At 69.5% G+C, this 19,683-nt stretch carries 27 protein-coding genes; 11 read left to right on the top strand and 16 right to left on the bottom strand.

Annotated elements, in window-relative coordinates:
• Positions 1–118 precede the first annotated feature (118 nt).
• Genes ASC79_RS07225 through ASC79_RS07215 form a run of 4 tightly spaced genes read left to right on the top strand, consistent with a single transcriptional unit; the run spans position 119 to position 1,675 of the window.
• Positions 119–547, top strand: coding sequence for a hypothetical protein (locus ASC79_RS07225; protein ID WP_056024091.1), 429 nt, complete (start codon positions 119–121; stop codon positions 545–547).
• Between the two features lie 3 nt (positions 548–550).
• Positions 551–1,204, top strand: coding sequence for a LysR family substrate-binding domain-containing protein (locus ASC79_RS07220; protein WP_056024094.1), 654 nt, complete (start codon positions 551–553; stop codon positions 1,202–1,204).
• Positions 1,197–1,346, top strand: coding sequence for a hypothetical protein (locus ASC79_RS21015; protein ID WP_156378442.1), 150 nt, complete (start codon positions 1,197–1,199; stop codon positions 1,344–1,346). The genes ASC79_RS07220 and ASC79_RS21015 overlap by 8 nt, the downstream gene beginning before the upstream one ends.
• A gap of 20 nt (positions 1,347–1,366) precedes the next feature.
• Entirely contained in the window at positions 1,367–1,675 is a 309-nt protein-coding gene (locus tag ASC79_RS07215; RefSeq protein ID WP_056024097.1) for a polyhydroxyalkanoic acid system family protein, read from the top strand.
• On the opposite strand, the gene ASC79_RS07210 is transcribed toward ASC79_RS07215, so the two are convergent.
• Positions 1,656–2,558, bottom strand: coding sequence for a CPBP family intramembrane glutamic endopeptidase (locus ASC79_RS07210; protein ID WP_056024100.1), 903 nt, complete (start codon positions 2,556–2,558; stop codon positions 1,656–1,658). The genes ASC79_RS07215 and ASC79_RS07210 overlap by 20 nt on opposite strands.
• 144 nt (positions 2,559–2,702) lie before the next feature.
• On the opposite strand from ASC79_RS07210, the gene ASC79_RS21275 reads away from it, so the two are divergent.
• On the top strand, positions 2,703–3,704 hold the full coding sequence (locus ASC79_RS21275) for a sensor histidine kinase (protein ID WP_162244260.1): 1,002 nt from the start codon (positions 2,703–2,705) through the stop codon (positions 3,702–3,704).
• Positions 3,705–3,764: 60 nt separating this feature from the next.
• Complete coding sequence (locus ASC79_RS07200; RefSeq protein ID WP_056024106.1) at positions 3,765–3,995, top strand: YdeI/OmpD-associated family protein; 231 nt, start codon at positions 3,765–3,767, stop codon at positions 3,993–3,995.
• Here the strand turns inward: ASC79_RS07200 and ASC79_RS07195 are convergent.
• From ASC79_RS07195 to ASC79_RS07170, 6 genes are read right to left on the bottom strand one after another with little or no spacing between them, the layout of a single operon-like run.
• The gene (locus ASC79_RS07195; protein ID WP_056024109.1) at positions 3,992–4,318 is read right to left on the bottom strand and encodes a phosphoribosyl-ATP diphosphatase; all 327 of its coding nucleotides are present in this window, start codon (positions 4,316–4,318) and stop codon (positions 3,992–3,994) included. The two genes, ASC79_RS07200 and ASC79_RS07195, sit on opposite strands and share 4 nt — an antisense overlap.
• Positions 4,315–5,082, bottom strand: coding sequence for an imidazole glycerol phosphate synthase subunit HisF (gene hisF / locus ASC79_RS07190; protein WP_056024112.1), 768 nt, complete (start codon positions 5,080–5,082; stop codon positions 4,315–4,317). The genes ASC79_RS07195 and hisF overlap by 4 nt, the downstream gene beginning before the upstream one ends.
• Positions 5,083–5,099: 17 nt before the next feature.
• Positions 5,100–5,822: a 1-(5-phosphoribosyl)-5-[(5-phosphoribosylamino)methylideneamino]imidazole-4-carboxamide isomerase gene (gene hisA, locus ASC79_RS07185; RefSeq protein WP_056025101.1), complete on the bottom strand. Its 723-nt coding sequence runs from the start codon at positions 5,820–5,822 to the stop codon at positions 5,100–5,102.
• A complete protein-coding gene (gene hisH, locus ASC79_RS07180) occupies positions 5,819–6,451 on the bottom strand; it encodes an imidazole glycerol phosphate synthase subunit HisH (RefSeq protein WP_056024115.1) in 633 nt (210 codons plus the stop codon). The genes hisA and hisH overlap by 4 nt, the downstream gene beginning before the upstream one ends.
• A 13-nt stretch (positions 6,452–6,464) precedes the next feature.
• Entirely contained in the window at positions 6,465–7,055 is a 591-nt protein-coding gene (hisB, locus tag ASC79_RS07175) for an imidazoleglycerol-phosphate dehydratase HisB (protein WP_056024118.1), read from the bottom strand.
• 3 nt (positions 7,056–7,058) lie between these two features.
• On the bottom strand, positions 7,059–8,048 hold the full coding sequence (locus ASC79_RS07170; RefSeq protein ID WP_056024121.1) for an adenosine kinase: 990 nt from the start codon (positions 8,046–8,048) through the stop codon (positions 7,059–7,061).
• A gap of 134 nt (positions 8,049–8,182) precedes the next feature.
• Here ASC79_RS07170 and ASC79_RS07165 point away from each other — a divergent pair, with 134 nt between their 5' ends.
• On the top strand, positions 8,183–8,467 hold the full coding sequence (locus ASC79_RS07165) for a hypothetical protein (RefSeq protein ID WP_235528794.1): 285 nt from the start codon (positions 8,183–8,185) through the stop codon (positions 8,465–8,467).
• Positions 8,468–8,470: 3 nt separating this feature from the next.
• On the opposite strand, the gene ASC79_RS07160 is transcribed toward ASC79_RS07165, so the two are convergent.
• The 4 genes from ASC79_RS07160 to nth all read right to left on the bottom strand — a co-directional run bounded on the left by ASC79_RS07160 (position 8,471) and on the right by nth (position 12,400).
• Entirely contained in the window at positions 8,471–10,483 is a 2,013-nt protein-coding gene (locus ASC79_RS07160) for a transglycosylase domain-containing protein (protein WP_156378444.1), read from the bottom strand.
• Between the two features lie 92 nt (positions 10,484–10,575).
• Positions 10,576–10,701 carry a hypothetical protein gene (locus tag ASC79_RS21625; protein ID WP_255352727.1) on the bottom strand — a complete coding sequence of 42 codons (126 nt, stop codon included), beginning with the start codon at positions 10,699–10,701 and terminating at the stop codon, positions 10,576–10,578.
• A 91-nt stretch (positions 10,702–10,792) separates the two neighbouring features.
• The gene (gene gcvA / locus ASC79_RS07155; protein WP_056024127.1) at positions 10,793–11,704 is read right to left on the bottom strand and encodes a transcriptional regulator GcvA; all 912 of its coding nucleotides are present in this window, start codon (positions 11,702–11,704) and stop codon (positions 10,793–10,795) included.
• 27 nt (positions 11,705–11,731) lie between these two features.
• Complete coding sequence (gene nth, locus ASC79_RS07150; RefSeq protein ID WP_056024129.1) at positions 11,732–12,400, bottom strand: endonuclease III; 669 nt, start codon at positions 12,398–12,400, stop codon at positions 11,732–11,734.
• A 92-nt stretch (positions 12,401–12,492) separates the two neighbouring features.
• Between nth and ASC79_RS07145 the strand changes: the two genes are divergently transcribed.
• The gene (locus tag ASC79_RS07145) at positions 12,493–12,963 is read left to right on the top strand and encodes a DUF2244 domain-containing protein (protein WP_056024132.1); all 471 of its coding nucleotides are present in this window, start codon (positions 12,493–12,495) and stop codon (positions 12,961–12,963) included.
• Between the two features lie 2 nt (positions 12,964–12,965).
• On the opposite strand, the gene ASC79_RS07140 is transcribed toward ASC79_RS07145, so the two are convergent.
• The 4 genes from ASC79_RS07140 to hslV form a co-directional block, all read right to left on the bottom strand.
• A complete protein-coding gene (locus ASC79_RS07140) occupies positions 12,966–13,814 on the bottom strand; it encodes a hypothetical protein (RefSeq protein WP_056024135.1) in 849 nt (282 codons plus the stop codon).
• Between the two features lie 95 nt (positions 13,815–13,909).
• Positions 13,910–15,217, bottom strand: coding sequence for an ATP-dependent protease ATPase subunit HslU (hslU, locus tag ASC79_RS07135; protein WP_056024138.1), 1,308 nt, complete (start codon positions 15,215–15,217; stop codon positions 13,910–13,912).
• A 17-nt stretch (positions 15,218–15,234) separates the two neighbouring features.
• Positions 15,235–16,074 carry a nuclear transport factor 2 family protein gene (locus tag ASC79_RS21685; protein WP_056024141.1) on the bottom strand — a complete coding sequence of 280 codons (840 nt, stop codon included), beginning with the start codon at positions 16,072–16,074 and terminating at the stop codon, positions 15,235–15,237.
• Positions 16,061–16,612 carry an ATP-dependent protease subunit HslV gene (hslV, locus tag ASC79_RS07125; protein ID WP_056024145.1) on the bottom strand — a complete coding sequence of 184 codons (552 nt, stop codon included), beginning with the start codon at positions 16,610–16,612 and terminating at the stop codon, positions 16,061–16,063. Before hslV ends, ASC79_RS21685 begins: the two co-directional genes overlap by 14 nt.
• 89 nt (positions 16,613–16,701) lie before the next feature.
• On the opposite strand from hslV, the gene ASC79_RS07120 reads away from it, so the two are divergent.
• Positions 16,702–17,454 carry a molybdopterin-synthase adenylyltransferase MoeB gene (locus ASC79_RS07120; RefSeq protein WP_056025108.1) on the top strand — a complete coding sequence of 251 codons (753 nt, stop codon included), beginning with the start codon at positions 16,702–16,704 and terminating at the stop codon, positions 17,452–17,454.
• Here ASC79_RS07120 and ASC79_RS07115 read toward each other — a convergent pair.
• On the bottom strand, positions 17,435–18,421 hold the full coding sequence (locus ASC79_RS07115) for a D-glycerate dehydrogenase (RefSeq protein WP_056024147.1): 987 nt from the start codon (positions 18,419–18,421) through the stop codon (positions 17,435–17,437). The genes ASC79_RS07120 and ASC79_RS07115 overlap by 20 nt on opposite strands.
• A gap of 73 nt (positions 18,422–18,494) precedes the next feature.
• On the opposite strand from ASC79_RS07115, the gene ASC79_RS07110 reads away from it, so the two are divergent.
• Together ASC79_RS07110 and fabA are read left to right on the top strand one after the other, a co-directional pair.
• Entirely contained in the window at positions 18,495–19,070 is a 576-nt protein-coding gene (locus ASC79_RS07110) for an SH3 domain-containing protein (RefSeq protein ID WP_056024150.1), read from the top strand.
• An 82-nt stretch (positions 19,071–19,152) separates the two neighbouring features.
• Positions 19,153–19,680 (top strand): 3-hydroxyacyl-[acyl-carrier-protein] dehydratase FabA, encoded by a 528-nt coding sequence (gene fabA / locus ASC79_RS07105; protein WP_056024153.1) that lies wholly within the window; start codon positions 19,153–19,155, stop codon positions 19,678–19,680.
• Positions 19,681–19,683 lie beyond the last annotated feature (3 nt).

Here is a 19,683-nt window from a genome sequence, read left to right as displayed (position 1 = left end):
CGGTCTTGATGGCGCGCTTATGCGGCGCGCCATCTTCCACATCGAACCCTGACGGGATCCTGCGCCAGATTGCACGCAAGGCCGGCTTCACGCCGGCCGATGCGTCAACGAGGCGACCATGTCCCAGGCGTTCCCACGGCCGACCATCGGCCTTTCCCAACTGCTCACCGAAGCCGGCCTTGGCGCCGGCAGCGCCATCCGGGTGACCGGACCGGGCGCGCTGCCAGCCCTGCTCTGGCTGTGCCGCCGCGGCTATGAAGACGTCGGCTGCCTGCAGGCGGGCCAGCGCGCGCCCGCCGACGCGGCCGACGCCCTGCTCGCCGCCCACACCGCCAGCGGCGACTGGCTGACCGCCCTGCTCGACAACGGCCCGCATGTGCGGCCCGGCGGCGTGGTCATCGTCCAGACCCGCCCGAGCGTCGGCGGCGGCGCGGCCGCCCGCATTTTCCACGCCCACGGTTTCGACCTGGTCCGCCGCCTGCCCGGCGCGCACCGGGACGTGCTGGTGGCGCGCCGCACATCCTGCCAGCTCCAGGAGGCGGCCTGAGCCATGGAACTTTCCTATCGCGGGCTGCACGCGACGCCGGTCGCGCGACCGGCGCGGCGCGAGCGTCTGACCCTGGGCGTCGGCTGCTCTCTGAACTGGGGTCCCTTGCGACGGCAGATCGGCAAGTTCCGCACGCTGGCGCCGGAGATCGACCTCATCGTCGAGGACCTTGACGACCAGGGCCTGGCCGAGCGGGTCGGCGGTCGCGGCGTCGATCTGGCGGTGGCGCTGCACGGCGCCGGCGCGCGGGGCTGGCGCTCGGCGCCGCTGTGGTCGGAGCCGCTGATGGTGTTCATGGCCGAGGGCCATCCGCTGGCGGCGGAGAATGCGGTCCAGCCCAGCCAGCTGCGGGAAACCCACCTGCTCATGGCCGGGAACGGCTCGGGCGACCGGGCGCTGCAGCAGGCGATCATTCAGGCCCTGGGCGGCCCGCCGAACTTCCTCCATTACGCCGTGCAACGCGACAACCTGCTGGACCTGGTCTCGCTGGGGTTCGGCGTGACCCTGGCCGGCGGCTCAGCCATGGGCGCCTTCTATCCCGGGGTGTGCGCCCGGCCGCTGGAGAGCGACGCCAGTTGGCTGTCCTATTGCGGGTTCTGGGCGGCGGAGAACGAGCGCCCTGCCCTGCGCCGGTTCCTGGAGCTGCGCGATGCGTGAGCGCGGCGAGCTGGCGACGGCCCTGGGCGCCGCGGCGATGCTGGTCCTGCTGATCGGCGCCTTGGTCGTGGCGGCCAGCGCGGACCGCCTCGAACCGGCGCCGGCGCAGCGGCCGGGAGCGCTTGAGCCGCAGGGCCGTTAATAGGGCTGGAGGACCTGCATATGGCCAAGCCCGTCGTCGTCACCATCCCCCACGAACTCGGCAAGGCCGAGGCCCGCCAACGCATAGAGGACGGGGTCGGCAAGATGATCCATCAGTTCGGCGAGGGCGTGAAGCTGAGCCGCGCCTGGGAGGGGGACCGCCTGTCCTTCTCCGCCAAGGTGGTCGGCCAGGCGGTGGCCGGGCGGCTGGACGTGGCCGAGGACGCCGTGCGCATGGAGGTCGACCTGCCGCCGTTCTTCGCGATGATCGCCGACAAGGTGAAGGGCCGCCTGAAGAAGGAAGGCCAGCTCATGCTTGAGAAGAAGTAGGCGTCCGCGAGGCCAGGGGCGCCATGAGCCACGGCGAGCGGCGGACCAGCTCGACGACCACGACCATGTAGAGGGCGAGCGCCACCTCGATCATGGTCTCGTCCAGGCCGCCGGTGACCTCGGGATCGTCGGGCAGCAGCGGCGCCTGGAAAAAGGCGATCATCAGGTTGGTCGCCACGTGCGCGCCGACGGCGAACTCCAGCCCGCCGAGCCGCAGGGCCGCCCAGGCGAAGGCGGCGCCGGCCAGGGCCCGAGCGGCCAGGGCGCCGGGGTCGAATTCCAGGTGCGCCAGGGCGAAAGCGACGGCGTTGACGGCGATCAGGACCCAGACGTTTCGGGTGAACGCGGCCGTCTGCTGCAACAGATAGCCTCGGAACACGACCTCCTCGGCGGTGGCGGCGACGAACAGGCCAGCGACGACGGCGACGGCATAGAACCCCTTCAGCGCCAGGCTGGAGTTCGGGTCGAAGAGCGGCAGCTGGAAGTCGCCGGGCCGTAGCAGGCCGTCGACCAACATCAGCACGCCGACGCCGATCACCGTGAGGGCCGCGCCGCCGAGCAACAGCCTCCAGCGGAAATGCGGCGCCGCGGTCATCCAGGTGGTGATCGGCCGGCCGAAGACATAGCGGGCGGCCAGAATGACCGCGAGCCCCATGACCCCGAGCCCGATCCCCAGCTGCAGCACATAGATGGCCGAGCGCAACAGACGCGGGCCGCCGGTGTCCTCGAACATCGCCCCGCCGGTCAGGATCCCGAGCACGATGGCGAACAGCAGCGACAGCAGCATCACCGCGGCGGGTGTGGCGGCGGCCATCGCCGCCACCCGCGGCCAGCGGCGGTCGCGCTCGGTTACGGCGTCGAGAAAGGGGAACGGAGCGAGCACGCGGCGACTATGCGCCCGGCCATAGGTTCGCGCCATGGCGTATGCGGACCAGGCACTTCCCACCCTGGGTGTTTTGGGGAAAAATTCGCGCATAAGGCGATTCGAGCCTTGACCACAGCGCCGCGGAAAGACGTTGTGTACGCAATGTTAGGGCTGGGTGACCTCAATCTGCGCGAACGGCTCGCGCCAGACGTGCCCGCTTGGGTGACGGAGTGGGTGTGCGCCAGCGCATGCGCGGCGCTCGCCGGCCTATTGCGGGTGATCGTCGATCTGCTGATCCCGGCTCCACCCCCCTACATCTTTCTCTATCCGTTCGTGCTGCTGGCGACGCTGCTGGCTGGCTGGAGAGCGGGGGTCTACTCCCTGACCATCATCCTGCTGGGGGTCTGGTACATCGTGCTGTTCCCGGCGCGGTTCGGGCCCTTGAGCGCCGGCGAAGGCGCGGCTCTGGTGCTCAACGCCCTCAGCGGCCTGACGGTGGTGGCCGTGGCCCAGGCGTTTCGGACCTCGTATCGGGCGGCGGGCGCCGAGCGCGCCGCCAAGCTGGAAATGCGCGACCTGCTGCTGCGGGAGCTGAACCACCGCGTGAAGAACAATTTCCAGATGGTGGAGAGCCTGCTGGACATGCAACGGCGCCGGGCCGGCGCGGCGAACACCGAGCAGGCGCTGGCCGATGCGCTGCGGCGGGTCCACTCGATGGCCCAGGCCCACGCCAATCTCTACTCCCCCGACGAGGCGGGCGACGCCATCGACCTGGGCGCCTATCTGGGCGACCTGTGCGGGAACCTGTCCGACAGCCTTTTGCTGAGCGGCGACGTTCGGCTGGACAGCTGGCTGACCTCCTGCCCGGTCAGTCGCGACCGTGCGGTGGCGGTCGGGCTGGTGGTCAACGAGCTGGTCACCAATGCGGCCAAGTACGCCTTTCCGGACGGCCGCCGAGGCCGAATCCTGGTGTCGCTGAAGCAGATCGAGGTGGGTTGCGAACTGGTCGTCGCCGACGACGGGGTCGGGATGCCGCCAGATGTCGATCTCAAGACCACCGGGCTCGGCCGCAAGCTGGTCGAGGGCTTTGCGCGGCAGACCGGCGGCGTCCTGACCCGCGGGGACGGGCCGGGCGTCAGCCACACCCTGGTCTTGCCGCACTAGGCGCCGCGCCGCGCGAACCTTCACCGTAGTTCTTCGTTAATGGGCTGCGGGAGGACGCCCATGACCTTGAAGCGTGACCGGAACCCCATGCCGCCGGAGGTGCGCCAGGCGCTGGAGGCGCGCGGCCTGATCGGCGCCTACGAGGCGCGGCCGCCGTTTCAGAGGAATGACTATCTGGGCTGGATCGGCCGGGCGCGTAAGCCCGAGACGCGGCAAAGGCGCCTGGAGCAGATGCTGGACGAACTGGAAGACGGCGACATCTACATGAAGATGCGCTGGAAGCCGGCCTAGGTCGGGCGCGAAGCCTTCTCGGCCAGGCCGGAGGTCCCTTCCCGCGCCTCGAGCTTGGCGGCGACCTCGTCGAGGCTGACGCCGGCGCGGGCCAGCAGCACCAGCCAGTGATAGATCAGATCGGCGCTCTCGGCGGCCAGGCCGTCCTGGTCGTTCTGGGCGGCGGCGATCACCGCCTCGACGGCTTCCTCGCCGAACTTCTTGGCCGAACGCTCGACGCCTTCGCTGAGCAGCTTGGCGGTGTAGGAGCTGGACGGATCGGCGCCCTTGCGGGCCTCAATGGTCGCGGCGAGGCGCTCGAAGATCTCGGAGAAGCGGCTCATGCGGCCTCCGTGATGCGGACCGGAATGTGGGCCAAGGCCATCTGGCGCTTGACCTCGGCGACCGAGACCTCGCCGAAATGGAAGATCGAGGCGGCCAGGACGGCGTCGGCGCCGCCCTGGGTGACCGCATCGACCATGTGCTGGGCGTTGCCGGCCCCGCCCGAGGCGATGACCGGCACGTTGACCGCGCTGGTCACGGCCTTCAGCAGGTCGAGATCGTAGCCGGTCTTGGCGCCGTCGCGGTCCATGGAGGTCAGCAGGATCTCCCCTGCCCCGCGCTTCACGGCGTTCACCGCATATTCGACCACGTCGAGCCCGGTGTCGGTGCGCCCGCCGTAGGTGAAGACCTTCCAGCCCTCCGCGGTGCGCTTGGCGTCGATGGCGACGACCACGGCCTGGGAGCCGAAGGCGTCGGCGCAGGCGCTGATCAGGTCCGGATTCTCGACCGCGGCGGTGTTGACGCTGATCTTGTCGGCGCCGGCCAGCAGCAGGCGGCGGGCGTCCTCGACCTGACGGATGCCGCCGCCGACGCTGAGCGGCATGAAGCAGACGTCGGCGGTGCGGGCGATGACGTCGAGGATCGCGCCGCGCCGCTCGTGGCTGGCGGTGATGTCCAGGAACATCAGCTCGTCGGCGCCGGCGGCGTCATAGGCGGTGGCCTGTTCGACCGGGTCGCCGGCGTCGCGCAGCGAGACGAAGTTCACGCCCTTCACCACGCGGCCGTCCTTGACGTCCAGGCAGGGGATGACCCTGACCTTTAGCATTTGGGGGCCTTCAGCATCTAGGCGGCGACCTTCAGGGCTTCTTCCGGCGAGATCGCGCCGTTGTAGAGCGCGCGGCCCAGGACGGCGCCGGCGATCGGCACGCCCTTGCGGGCCTTGATCTTGATGATGTCGTCGATGCTGGCCAGGCCGCCGGCGGCGATGACCGGGATCGCCACGGCGTCGGCGATGGCGCCGAAGGCCTCGACGTTGAAGCCCATGACGGTGCCGTCGCGGTCGATGTCGGTGATGATCAGGGCGCCGACGCCGGCGTCCTCGAACCGCTTGGCGACAGTCACGGCGTCGAGGTCGGAGCTTTCGGTCCAGCCCTGGGTCGCGACCTTGCCGGCGCGGACGTCGACGGAGACGGCGATCTGCTCGGGCCAGAGGCGCGCGGCCTCGCGGACGATCTCGGGTTCGGTCACCGCGACGGTGCCGAGGATGACGCGCGACACGCCGGCTTCGATCCAGCGCTCGACGTCCTTGAGGCTGCGGATGCCGCCGCCGAGCTGGATCGGGATCGAGACCGCTTCGAGGATCGCCTCGACGGCCTTCTCATTCACGGCCTTGCCTTGCACCGCGCCGTTCAGGTCGACGACGTGCACCCAGTGGAAGCCGGCTTCGACGAAGCTGGTCGCCTGGGCGGCAGGCGAGTTGTTGAACACCGTGGCGGTGTCGAGGTCGCCGTGCAGGACACGGACGCACTGGCCGTCTTTAAGGTCGATGGCCGGATAGAGGATCACGGTCGCCACTCCAGGAAACGCGCGAGCAGGGCGAGGCCAGCGCTTTGCGACTTTTCAGGGTGAAATTGTACGCCCGCCACGTGGCCGTTGGCGACGGCGGCGGGAAACTTGCCGCCGTGGTCGACATAGGCGGCGACATCGTCGGGATCGTCCGGGAAGAAGGCGAACGAATGGGTGAAGTACATGGGGGCCTCGCCGACGCCGGCGATCGGCGCGGGGCCGTGCGGGTCGATCAGGGTGTTCCAGCCCATGTGCGGGATCTTGGCGGCCGGGTCGGTCGGCTCCACGCGGCGGACGTCGCCGGGAATCCAGCCGAGGCCGGGGGTCTCGCCGAACTCCAGGCCGCGGGTGGCCAGCAGCTGCATGCCGACGCAGACGCCGAGGAAGGGCCGGCCCTTGACCTGGACCGCCTCGGTCATGGCTTCGATCAGGCCGGGCCGTTCCGATAGCGCCTTCATGCAGGCGGCGAAGGCGCCGACGCCGGGCAGCACGACGCGGTCAGCGGCGGCCACGGCGGCCGGGTCGCTGGTGACGATGATCTGGCTCGTTCCCGCCGCAGCGCGGACGAGGGCCTTTTCGGCCGAGCGCAGGTTGCCCGACCCGTAGTCGATCAGGGCGACGCTCTGCATAGGGGATACTTTCCTACAGGACGCCCTTGGTCGACGGGGCGCGACCATGGGACTTGGGGTCGAGTTCGACGGCCGCACGGACGGCGAGGCCCAGCGCCTTGAAACCGCTTTCGGCGATGTGGTGGCTGTTGTCGCCGTAGAGCGTCTCAATATGGATGCAGGCGCCGGAGTGCATGGCGAACGCCTGGTGGAACTCCTTGAAGAGCTCGGTGTCGAATTCGCCGATCTTCTGGGTCTTGAAGGCGACCTTCCAGATCAGATAGGGCCGGTTGCAGAGGTCGAGGGCGCAGCGGGTCAGCGTCTCGTCCATCGGGACATAGGCGTGGCCGAAGCGGCGGATGCCCTTGAAGCCGTCCAGCGCCTTGTTGATCGCCTGGCCGATGACGATGCCGGTGTCTTCCACGGTGTGGTGGAAGTCGATGTGCAGGTCGCCCTTGGTGCGGACATGGAGATCGACGCCGGCGAAGCGGGCGAAGCTGTCGAGCATGTGGTCGAAGAAACCGATGCCGGTCTCGACATCAGCCACACCCGAGCCGTCCAGATCCACGCGAACGGTGATCTGGGTCTCCTTGGTGTTGCGGACCACTTCCGCGGTGCGGGCCATCCGTTAGAGTCCTTTCGAAGCCGCGAGGTCCTTGAGGCTGACCAGCGGCCGCGGGCCATAGTGCGAGATCACCTCGGCCGCCGCCAGCGATCCCAGCTGGCCGCAGACATTGAGCGGCCGGCCGGTGGCGAGGCCGTACATGAATCCGGCTGCGTATTGGTCGCCCGCGCCGGTCGTGTCCACGACTTTCTCGACCGGGAAGGCGGAAACCTCGAAGGTGTCGCCGCCGGCGGCGATGACAGAGCCCTGGGCGCTGCGGGTGACGGCGGCGATCTTCACCTTGGAGCGCAGCGCGTTCACGGCGGCGTCGAAGTCGTCGGTCTGGAACAGCGAGGTCACTTCGGTGGCGTTGGCGAACACCAGGTCGACCTGGGTTTCCAGGAAGCCGAGCAGTGCTTCGCGGTGACGTTCGACCACGAAGCCGTCCGACAGGGTGATGGCGATCATCCGGCCGGCGCCATGGGCCAGGGCCGCGGCCTTGGCGAAGGCGCGGCGCGCGGCCTCGGCGTCGAACAGATAGCCTTCCAGGTAGACGATCTTGGCGGCCTCGACGACGGCGGCGTCGATGTCCTCGGAGGCGAACTCGGTCGAGGCGCCCAGGAAGGTGGACATGGTCCGCTCGCCGTCGGGCGTGACATTGATCATCGAAACCGCGGTCGCCTTGCCGTTCAGCAGGGGCGGGGTGTCGAAGTGGGCGCCGATGGCGCGCATGTCGTGGGTGAAGACCTTGCCGAGCTGGTCGTCGGCGACCTTGCCCAGGAACGCGCCGCGGCCGCCGAACGAGGCGAGGCCGGCGACGGTGTTGGCGGCCGAGCCGCCCGAGGCTTCGAGTCCGGCGGCCATGGCGGCGTACAGCGACGCGCTGCGCTGCTCGTCGACCAGCATCATGGCGCCCTTGTCCATGCCTTGCTGAGTGAGGAATTCGTCGGTGGCCGGAGAGATCACATCGACGATGGCGTTGCCGATGGCGGCGACGTCGTAGAGCTCGGTCATGCGGGGAAGGTCGGCTTTCGCGGAAACGGACCTCGCCTCCTACAGGGAAAGGCCCTGCGGAGCAACGCAGGCGGCGCATCGGCGGCAACCGCCTTTGGTCCCATGAGTTCATCCTGGGCAAACGGAGGACCGCAATGTCGATACTGAAGCGCGACAAGCCCAAGACCGGCGGCGACGCGATCGGTTCCGGCGCCGCGGCGGCTGACGCCGCTGTCGAGGGCCGGCCCCAGATGGCCGACCACAAGAGCCAGGCGCCGCACGCCCGGCCGGCTGAAAGGCCGTTGGGCGAGAACGAAAAGCACGATCAACTCGCGGAGAAGCAGAAGGACGCCGAGGATCGGCAGGAAGCGCTGCTGGACGAGGGTCTCGAAGAAAGCTTCCCGAGCAGCGACCCGGTGAGCGTCAAGCGCATCACCTGACGATCAGTAAGGGATTTCCGACCAGTCCACCGGGGTCGCTTCGGTCTCGGCGGCTGGGAGGTCGGCGTCGCGCGCCATGGCGTTGCGGCGTACCGGGCCGAAGGCGTCCTGCAGCGGCGCGGGCGGCGGAGGCTCTTCCACATAAAGCGGCGGCGGCACAGCCGGGAACCAGCTGAACTCGAGGTCCGGCAGGCCGCGATGGGCGCCGAGCATGAAGTCGCGCCAGATGTGCGCGGGGATCTGGCCGCCGGTGACGCGCGCCATCGGCCGGCTGTCGTCGTTGCCGACCCAAACGGCGCAGAGCCAGTCCGGTGTGAAGCCGACGAACCAGGCGTCGCGGTGATCCTGGCTGGTGCCGGTCTTCCCGGCGGCCAGGCGCCCGAACCCGGCCTCGCGGCCGGTGCCGGCCAGGATGACGCCGCGCATCATCTGCACCATCTGGGCCGCCTGGTAGGTCGGATAGATCGGGACCGAGGCGCTGGGCGGGCGAATGAACAGCAGCTTGCCGCGCGCGTCGGTGATCTTCGACACCAGATAGGGCGAGGTCTTGCCGCCGCCGGTCTGCAGCACCTGATAGGCGCCGGCCAGCTCCAGCGGGGTGACTTCGTAGGCGCCCAGCGCCACCGAGCCGCCGGGATTCTCGGGCACGCCGGTTAGGCCGAAGCGGCGGGCGAGGGCGCCCACCTCGCCGAGGCCGGCCTCGCGGGCCAGGCGCACCGCGACGGTGTTGATCGAGAGGTGCAGCGCGCGCTGCACGGAAATCTGGCCGTGATAGCCGCCGCCGTAGTTGCCGGGCCGCCAGCCGCCGATACGGACCGGGGCGTCCTGGCGCCAGTCCATCGGACGGACGCCGTGGTCGAGGGCCGCCGCCCAGACGATGGGCTTGAAGGCCGAGCCGGGCTGGCGCCGGGCCTGGGTGACGCGGTTGAACGGGCTGGCGGCGTGGTCGGCGCCGCCGATCATCACGCGGATCGCGCCGTCCGGGGCCAGGGCCACGAGCGCGGCCTGCCGCGCGCCACGGCGGGCGCCTTCGCGGGCCAGGGTGCGGCGGACGATATGGCCGGCGATCGCCTGGGCCTGTGGGTCGACGGTCAGCTGAATGACGAGGTCGGGCGTGGCGCCGCCCAGCCGTTGGCGGGCTTCGGCCGCGGCGGCGTCGAACGCCCAGGCCATGTCGCCCTCGCCGTCGGCCGCCAGCAGGGTCAGGGGAGGGGGCGGTCCCTCTGCGGTGCGCGCGGCCAGGCCGGGGTCGATCCAGGCCATGTCGCCAAGCCGGCGCAGCACCAGCTGGCCACGGGCCCAGGCGGCGTCGGGATCGTTGGCGGGAGAGAGCCGTGACGGCGCGCGGGGCAGGGCGGCGAGGACGGCGGCTTCGGCCAGGGTCAGATCGCGGGGCGCCTTGCCGAAGTAGGTCTCGGCCGCGGCGGAGAGCCCATAGGCGCGGCCGCCGAAATAGATCCGGTTGAGATAGAGCTCGAGCAGCTCGTCCTTGCTCAGCATCCGCTCCAACTGCGCGGCGAGCAGCACCTCCTGCACCTTGCGGCGCACGGTCTGTTCGGGGGCCAGGAACAGGTTGCGGGCCAGCTGCTGGCTGATGGTCGAGCCGCCCTCGACCACCGCGCCGGCGCGGGTGTTGACGCTGAGGGCGCGGAGCACGCCGCGCAGGTCCATGGCCCCGTGCTGGTAGAAGCGGCGGTCCTCGATGGCCAGGAAGGCCAGCGGCACATGCTGAGGCATTTCAGCGAGCCGGGCTGGCGGGCCGTGGCGCGGGCCGCGGCGGCCGATCACCTGGCCGTCGGGACCAACGAAGGTCAGCCCTGGAGGGCGGCCCATCGACCACAGGGCTTCCTTGTCCGGGACCTGCGGCAGGTCCTGCAAGAAGGCGCGGTCGAACGCGAACCAGCCGCCGAGACAGAGGTTGGCCATGATCACAACGGTGAGGGTGGCCGCGCGCCAGTTCACCCGCGGCAGGCGCGGGGTCGGTCGTCTCGGGATGAAATCGGACAGGGACGGCACGTCCCGATCATTGCAAGCCGTGCGCCAGGAGTCTTGCCGCGTACGGAGAAAGGGAGCGGGCCGGCTGGAGGAAGGGGGCCGGCCCGCGCTCGTCAGGCCGCGCCCAAAAGCGCGATCACCACGGGGGAGGCGATCACGGCGACGGCGAAGACGAGGATTACGTCGCGCAACAGGCCGGTGCGCGAAATTTCAATCGATTGAGGATAGGTGCAGGTCACGGGGGGGGCTCCTACAGCGGCGAACGCCCGTAAACTCCCAGATTTGCTGCGCTGCGACAAACGAGCTTAGCGCTAGTCAGTTGACTTCAGATCACCTGGCGAAAGCGAGCCCGTCGGCCAGCGCCTGTTCCAGCAGCCAGGCGCGGAAGCGGCGGATGTTGGGTTGATCGGCCTTTTCCGGCAGCGACAGCATCCAGTGGCTGAAGGGGCTCGGCAGGGTGAGGTCGAACGGCTGGACCAGCCGGCCGTTGGCGAGGTCGTCGATGACCATGGCCTTGTGCGCGAACGCCATGCCCCGGTCGGCCAGGGCCGCCTCGACCGCGAGATAGGTGTTGGAGAAGCGCGGTCCCGGATTGGGATCGACCCGGTCGGCGCCGGCCGCCTGAAGCCAGTCGGCCCAGTCCGGCTCTTCCGGCAGCATCAGCACATCGTGCAGCAGGGTGACGCCGCGAAGGTCGTTGGGATGGTTGAAGGGCCCGTACGTCTCGACCAGGCCCGGGCTGCACACCGGGGTCATCAGGGTGTCGAACAGGTGGGTGGCTTGATGGCCGGGATAGGGGCCGCGCCCGAGCCGGATGGCGACGTCGATGTTCTCGCGCGCGAGGTCGGCGGGCAGGTCGGACGCCGCGACCAGGATCTGCACGTCGGGATAGCGGCGCTGGAAGTCGTGCAGCCGCGGCACCAGCCAGCGGGCGGCCAGCGAATGCAGCACCGTGACCACCAGGGGCGCATCGCGCTTGGAGCGCACCGCGTCCACCGCCGACTGGATGGTCGACAGACCCTGGCGCACGCCGACGGCCAACTGCTCGCCGGCCTCGGTCAGGCGAACGGCGCGGTTGAAGCGGTCGAACAGCCGCGTCTCCAGCTCGGCCTCGAGCCCCTTGATGTGCCGCGAGACCGCGCCCGGCGTGATGGCCAGTTCCTCGGCGGCGCCAAGGAAGCTGCCGTTGCGGGCGCAGGCCTCGAAGACCCGCAGGGCGTTGAGCGGCAGATGGTGGGCCATGGCCTTACGAAAATGGGGCTCGCAGGTTCAGACGAACAGGATCTTGGACGGGCAGAGGTCGTCCACCGGACATTCCTCGCACTTGGGCCGCCGCGCGACGCAGGTGTAGCGCCCGTGCAGGATCAGCCAGTGGTGGGCGCGGGTCAGATAGGGCTCGGGCACGATGGTCATCAGGTCGGCCTCGACCTGGTCCGGGGTCTTGCCCGACGAGAGTTTCAGGCGGTGGGCGACCCGGAAGACATGGGTGTCGACGGCGATGGCCGGCTCCACGCGCAGCTCGTTCAGCACCACGCTGGCGGTCTTGCGGCCCACTCCCGGCAGCGCCATCAGGTCCTCGCGGTTCAGCGGGACCTCGCCGCCATGCTGCTCGACGATGATCTTCGCCGCGGCGATGACGTTCTTGGCCTTGGTGCGGAAGAGGCCGATGGAATTGATGTAGGGGATCAGCCCTTCCTCGCCGAGCGCCAGCATGTCCTCGGGCGTGTGGGCGACGGGGAAGAGCTTGGCGGTGGCCTTGTTGACCCCGACGTCGGTGGCCTGGGCGGACAGGGCGACGGCGACGACCAGGGTGTAGGGGCTGTCGTAGTTGAGCTCGGTGCGCGGGTCGTCGCTGAGCGACAGGAAGCGGTGGAACAGTTCCTCGACGCGGGCCTTTTCGGCCGGCGAGATGCGCTTCTTGGTGACGGACTTGGCCATGGCGGGGCGACCATCGCCCGCGTCGCGCGGGGCGCCAAGGGGTGCGGAAGCGGATTCCACTTCCGCCGGTCCCGCACTAGAGTGCGGTCTCGATGGATGGTCTCGTCTACATGGACGCCGTGATCACGCCCAACCGCTCGCTGTCGCAGAGGGGTTTCGTGGTGCTGATCGGCATCGTCACGCTCTTCAACTGTGTCGCCGCCGGCGTCTTCCTGTCGATGGGCGCGACCTTCGTGCCGATCTTCCTGGGTCTCGACGTGCTGGCGGTGATCGCGGCCTTCGCGGCCAGCTATGCCGCCGCCAAGAAGATCGAGCGGGTCCTGGTGACCGCGCGCGAGGTGCGGGTGGTGCGCGAGACGCCGAAGTCCAGCGAGGTGATCTGGGAGAGCCCGACCGCATTCACCCGCGTCGCCCTGGAGATCGACGAGGACGATGTCGTTCACGGCGTGCGGCTGGCGATGTCGGGGCGGCACGCCTCGGTGGCCGGAGCGCTGAGCCCGGTGGAGCGGGCCGACTTCGCGCGGGCCCTGGAGCGGGCGATCTACGACGCGCGCCGCGGCTGAGCTCAGGACGGGCGAGCGCCCTTCATTTCCAGACCCTTGACGATGATCAGCTTGGCGAGGTTCGCGCCGGGCACCACGAAGTTCAGGGTCTCGGCCCCGACATCGAGCAGGAAGCGCGGCTCCAGCGCCTTGCCCAGGTACTGCTCGAACGTGGCGCCGCCGACCCGCGCCTCGCCGGTTATGGCGTCGAACTCGACCACCGCCTCCTTGTCGGCGCGGCGATAGCGGAAGGCGTGGATCGGCCGATAGTAGAGGTCGACCGCCTCGACCCGCACCAGCTCCTCGGTCACGGTGTCGGCGTCGATCTTGCCGATCGCCGAAGCCACCACGTCGCGCACGACCATCGAGGCCTTGGCCTGGGGCGGGACCACGACCATCCCCTCGCCGATGGCCTTGGCCAGGGCGTTGGCGTCGGTTTCGATGGCGTCATGCTGGAGGTAGACGGCCAGGGCGGGCAGGACCTGCTTGCTGAAACCGTCGATGAACACCTCGCGGCGGGCTTCCTCGCGGCAGGATTCCAGGCCTTCGAGGGCGAACTTGCCGTCGGCGGCGGCGATGGTCTTGCCGTCGATGGTGACCTGGCGAACCTCGGGCGGGACGGGGACCGCATAGCTTCGCCGCCGTTCGTAGGCGGTCGCCGTGGAGACGGCGATCCGCCAGAACGGCTGCAGCCGCCGCTCGCGATAGATGACCGCGAAGTCGTCGTCCCTGGGCTGGCTGAACAGGCCGCTGACGCGCGCCAGGGCGCCGAACGCCTCAAGTCGCTTTGACCAGGCCCGGCCTTCGGCGTGCTCCAGGCTGAAGCGGTCGGCGATGCGGAAGATGCGCTCTTCGGCGAGTTCGACCTGCATGCACGGCCTCCCTGCGATGTCGCAGCGATTGAGAGCCGAAAGCGCCGACTGGGCAAGGGGGTTAAGTCCTTGCCCAGCTTCAGGGAAAACCCTGGTTAGAGGATGAAACGGCTGAGGTCGGTGTTCTGGGCCAGGCCGCCGACCCGTTCCTTCACATAGGCCGCGTCGATGTTGACGGTTTCGCCGTCGCGGTCGGAGGCGGTGTAGCTGATCTCTTCGAGCACCTTTTCCAGCACGGTCTGCAGCCGGCGGGCGCCGATGTTCTCGACGCTGCCATTGACGGTGACCGCGGCGTCGGCGAGGGCGTCGACGGCGTCCTCGGTGAACTTAAGGGTCACGCCCTCGGTGGCGAGCAGGGCCTGCTGCTGGCGGATCAGGTTGGCTTCCGGCTCGGTGAGGATGCGGCGGAAGTCGTCGCGGGTCAGGGCCTTGAGCTCCACGCGGATCGGCAGACGGCCCTGCAATTCGGGCAGCAGGTCCGAGGGCTTGGCGACGTGGAAGGCGCCCGAGGCGATGAACAGGATGTGGTCGGTCTTCACCGGTCCGTACTTGGTCGAAACGGTGGTGCCCTCGATCAGCGGCAGCAGGTCGCGCTGCACCCCCTCGCGGCTGATGTCGGCGCCGCCTGATCGTTCGCGGCTGGTGGCGACCTTGTCGATCTCGTCGAGGAACACGATGCCGTTGTTCTCGGCCAGCTCCAGGGCTTCCTGGGTCAGGGCTTCCTGGTCGAGCAGCTTGTCGCTCTCTTCGGCGATGAGCGGCGCGTGGGCGCCGGCCACGGTGGTCTTGTGGGTCTTAGTGCGGCCGCCGAACGCCTTGCCCATCATCTCGCCGAGGTTGAGCATGCCCAACTGGGCGCCCGGCTGGCCGGGAATGTCGAACATCGGCATGCCGCCGCCGCTGTCCTGTAGCGTCAGCTCAACTTCCTTGTCGTTCAGCTCGCCGGCCCGCAGCTTCTTGCGGAAGCTGTCACGGGCGGCGGTCGAGCCAGGGCCGGTGAGGGCGTCGAGAATGCGTTCCTCGGCGGCGGCCTCGGCGCGGGCGCGCACGGCGGCGCGGCGCTTGTCGCGCACCATGGCCAGGGCGCTTTCGACCAGGTCGCGGACGATCTGGTCGACGTCGCGGCCGACATAGCCGACCTCGGTGAACTTGGTGGCCTCGACCTTCAGGAACGGCGCCTGGGCCAGGCGCGCCAGCCGGCGGGCGATCTCGGTCTTGCCGACCCCGGTCGGGCCGATCATCAGGATGTTCTTGGGCGTCACCTCGTCGCGCAGGTCGGCGGGGACGCGGCGGCGGCGCCAGCGGTTGCGCAGGGCGACGGCGACGGCCTTCTTCGCGTCGGGGTGGCCGACGATGTAGCGGTCGAGCTCGGAGACGATCTCGCGGGGGGAAAACTCGGTCATGGCTCGCTAAATAGTCATCAGGCGGCGTCGGCGACAGGAAGAATCTGATCGAAGACCAGCCTCCAGCCGTCGGCGCGGCTCTGCCAGATGCGGACATAGTGCCCGCGGCGATCTTTGGAGCCCTCCGTCCAGCGGGCGTCGCCGTAGGTCCAGACCAGGTCGCCGGCCTGGGAGGCGCGGCCGCCGAGCGGGGAGAAGGCGATCGCGCCGGCGCGGGCGGCGAGCTCGGCCTTCACCGCCGCCGGGGTGGTCGCCGGGACGGCGGGCGATCCGACGACGCGGGCGTCGGGCGCCAGGACCGCCAGATAGGCGGCGGCGGAGTCCGTCGCGGCCGCCAGGGCCAACTCGGCCTCGGCCTGGCGGACGGCGTCCATGGCGGCGGCGGGCGTCGCCTCGGGTCCGGTTGATGCGGCCAGATAGGCGGGGTCGGAGCCTTGCGGCGCGGCGTCGCCATGGGCGCTGGGCGCGCCGCCGTCATAGATCCACTTCCAGCCGCCGTCGGCCTGGCGGGCCCAGACGGTGAAGTACCAGCCGTTGTCCTTGCCGCCGAAGGTGGTCGGGCCGGTGGTGAAGCCGAGGTCGCCTGAGCGGGCGATCCCCGCCCAAAGCGGCCACCAGACCAGCGGCGGATGAGGCTTGTCCGGGCGCGGCCCATAGAGCTTCTGCGGGGTCACCGGGTCAGGCGCTAACAGCACGGCGTCGGGCGTCGAATGCTTGAGGAACGAGCGCTTGATCCCGAGCGCCAGTCCATCGGCCGCAAAGGCGCGCTCGGCGGCGACGACCGGCGAGGGATCAACTTCGGCCAGGGCGGGGGTCGAGACGAGAAGCGCAGCCAGGATCAGGCTACAGGCTTTCAACCGTCAGCTCTCCGTTGGTGTAGACGCAGATCTTTGCGGCGATGCCCATGGCCTTGCGGGCTACGTCCTCGGCCGAGAGCTCGGTGTCGGCTAGGGCCAGCGCCGCGGCCAGGGCGTAGTTGCCGCCCGATCCGATCGCGGCGACGCCGGTCTCGGGCTCCAGCACGTCGCCGACGCCGGTGACGGTGAAGATCGCGTCCTTGTCGGCGACCAGCAGCATGGCCTCCAGGCGGCGCAGGTAGCGGTCGGTGCGCCAGTCCTTGGCGAGGTCGACGCAGGCGCGGGCCAGCTGGTCGGGATACTGCTCGAGCTTGGCCTCGAGCCGCTCGATCAGGGTGAAGGCGTCGGCCGTGGCGCCCGCGAAGCCGGCCAGCACCTTGCCGCCGGCCAGGGTGCGCACCTTGCGGGCGTTGCCCTTGACCACGGTCTGGCCCATGGAAACCTGGCCGTCGCCGGCGATCACGGTCTTGCCGCCCTTGCGCACCGCGAGGATGGTGGTGCCGTGCCAGTCGGGAAATGAGTTCGAGCTTGTCGTCATGGCTTTCGATGTGGCCAGGGGGACGGGCGAGGTCAAGCGTGGTGCGACCGGGCCAGGCGGCCCTGCGCCAAGAACGGACGATTGCGAAGATGAGCTTCACCGACGACGAAGTCGAGCGATACGCCCGCCATCTGGTGCTGCGCGAGGTCGGCGGCCAGGGCCAGCAGCGGCTGAAGGGCGCCAGCGTGCTGATCGTCGGGGCCGGCGGGCTGGGCGCGCCGGCGGCGCTTTATCTGGCCGCGGCCGGGGTTGGGCGCATCGTGCTGGCCGACGCCGACGTGGTCGACACCTCGAACCTGCAGCGGCAGGTGATCTTCCGCGACGCTGATGTCGGCCGCCGCAAGGTCGAGGCCGCCGCCGACCAGCTGCGCGCGCTGAACCCCCACGTGCATGTCGACTGCGCCCCGGTGCATGTAGAGCCCTGCAATGTCGGGCCGCTGGTCGCGGGGGTCGACCTGGTGCTGGACGGCACCGACGACTTCGCCACCCGGTTTGCGGTCAACGCCGCCTGCGTCCACCACGAGCGGACCCTGGTTTCCGGCGCGATCGGCCGCTGGACCGGCCAGGTCGGGGTGTTCCGCGGCAAGCCCTGCTACCGCTGCCTGGTGCCGGACGTGCCGCCCGAGGCGGAGACTTGCTCGGCGGTCGGCGTGGTCGGGGCCCTGGCCGGGGTGGTCGGCTCGATGATGGCGCTGGAGACGATCAAGCTGATCGCCGGCGCCGGCGAGCCGCTGGCCGGGCGGCTGTTGATCTATGACGGCCTGTCGGGCGAAAGCCGGACGGTGCGGATCGGGGCGGATCCCGAGTGCGACGTGTGCGGGACTAAAGCATCGACGGAATGACGCGGTCGGGCGGGCGGTGGCCGTCCATCCAGGTCTTCAGGTTGATGATCACCTTCTCGCCCATGTCGATGCGCGCCTCGACAGTGGCCGAGCCCAGATGCGGCAGCAGCACGGCGTTCGGCTGGGTCAGCAGCTTGGGATTGATCGCCGGTTCGAACTCGAACACATCCAGGCCCGCCCCGGCGATGGCGCCGGCGGCCAGCAGGTCGGCGAGCGCCGCCTCGTCGATGATGCCGCCGCGGGCGGTGTTGACCACCACGGCGTGCGGCTGCAGCAGCTTCAGCCGCCGCGCCGAGAGCAGGTGATAGGTCGCGGGCGTGTGCGGGCAGTTGACCGAGATGATGTCCATGCGGGCCAGCATCTGGTCGAGGCTCTCCCAGTAGGTGGCCTCCAGCTCCTCGGCGATCACGTGGCTGACCGGCTTGCGGTTGTGATAGTGGATCTGCATGCCGAAGGCCTTGGCGCGGCGCGCCACAGCCTGGCCGATGCGGCCCATGCCGATGATCCCCAGACGTTTGCCGTTCACCCGCCGGCCCATCATCCAGGTCGGGGTCCAGCCGGTGAACTCGCCGGCCTGCACGACATTCGCGCCTTCGACGATCCGGCGCGAGACGGCCATGATCAGCGCCATGGTCAGGTCGGCGGTGTCCTCGGTCAGAACGCCCGGCGTGTTGGTGACGGCGATGCCGCGCTCGTTGGCGGCGGCCACGTCGATGTGATCGACCCCGGCCCCGAAGTTGGCGATCAGCTTCAGCTTGTCGCCCGCCGCGGCGATCAGGTCGGCGTCGATATGGTCGGTGATCGTCGGCACGATGGCGTCGGCCCGCTGCACCGCCTTGATCAGCGCCTCGCGGTCGAGCGGGGCGTCGTCGAGGTTGAGCTCGGTGTCGAACAGCTCACGCATCCGGGTCTCTACCGGGTCCGGGAGGCGGCGGGTGACGATGACTTTTGGTTTGCGAGGGGCCATGGCGTTCGAAAGGAATCTTTAACTGCGCGTGGCGCGCCTTGCGTTGTGACAGAGAACCTCTAGCAAAGCCCCCATGGACGGCCAAGGCGAGCCTCAAACGATTGGACTGCGGAAGCCCGCAACGCTCACTTTTTTGACGGTGGCGCTGATTTTGGCCGCCTTTGCGCCTGCCGCGCAGGCGGCGCCGCGGCAAACGCCCTCCGGTCAGCCGGTCCCGCGCTATGTCGCACTGAAGTTCGACAAGGTCTATGCGCGCGCCGGGCCGGGCGAAGATCACAAGCTTTTGTGGGTCTATCAGGTCAAGGGCCTGCCGGTGCAGGTGATCGCCGAAAACACCGAGTGGCGGCGGATCTGCGATCCGGACGGCGGCATGGCCTGGGTGCACCGCCGGCTGACGACGGGCGAATCCACCGTGATGCGGGTGAAACCGGCCCGTCTGGGCTTGCACAAGAAGCCGCGGGCCGAGGCCGAGATCGTCGCCTACCTCAATCCGCGGTCGATCGCCGAGCTGGTCAAGGACTGCGAAGACGGCTGGTGCCGGGTGCGCAGCGACGGGGTCTCCGGATGGGCCCCGGCGGCCGAACTCTGGGGAACTTCCGACGCGATCCAGTGTAAAGTCGCCCGTCCGCGAGCCGCGCGCAGCCGTTGAGCCGGCCGCGCTGCTCTGCTAGGGCGTGAAATTCACGATTCCCGAGGCTCGAAAGAACGGGCCGCCGCCAAGAAAGCCAAGCATGATCCAGGGCGCCAAGGCCAAGGACCACTACAATCTCGAAGAGCTGCTGGCCTGCGGCAGAGGCGAGATGTTCGGCCCGGGCAACGCGCAGCTGCCCGTGCCGCCGATGCTGATGTTCGATCGCATCGTGAAGATCACGGAAGACGGCGGCGCGCACGGCAAGGGCTATCTGGAGGCGGAGCTGGATATCAATCCGGACCTCTGGTTCTTCCAGTGCCACTTCATCAACGACCCGGTGATGCCCGGCTGCCTGGGCCTGGACGCCATGTGGCAGCTGGTCGGCTTCTTCCTGGGCTGGTCGGGCGCGCCCGGCAAGGGCCGCGCCCTGGGCGTGGGCGAGGTGAAGTTCACCGGTCAGGTCACGCCGAAGGTCAAGAAGCTGGTCTACAAGATCGACCTCAAGCGGGTCATCATCCGCAAGCTGGTCATGGGGATCGGCGACGGGGTGCTCGAAGCCGACGGCAAGCCTATTTATGAGGCCAAGGATCTGCGCGTCGGCCTGTTCGACGCCAAGGACCTGGTCTGAGAG

This window comes from Phenylobacterium sp. Root1290, from assembly GCF_001425305.1.
Classification (GTDB): Bacteria; Pseudomonadota; Alphaproteobacteria; order Caulobacterales; family Caulobacteraceae; genus Phenylobacterium.
This window is presented reverse-complemented; position numbering and strand designations above follow the sequence as displayed.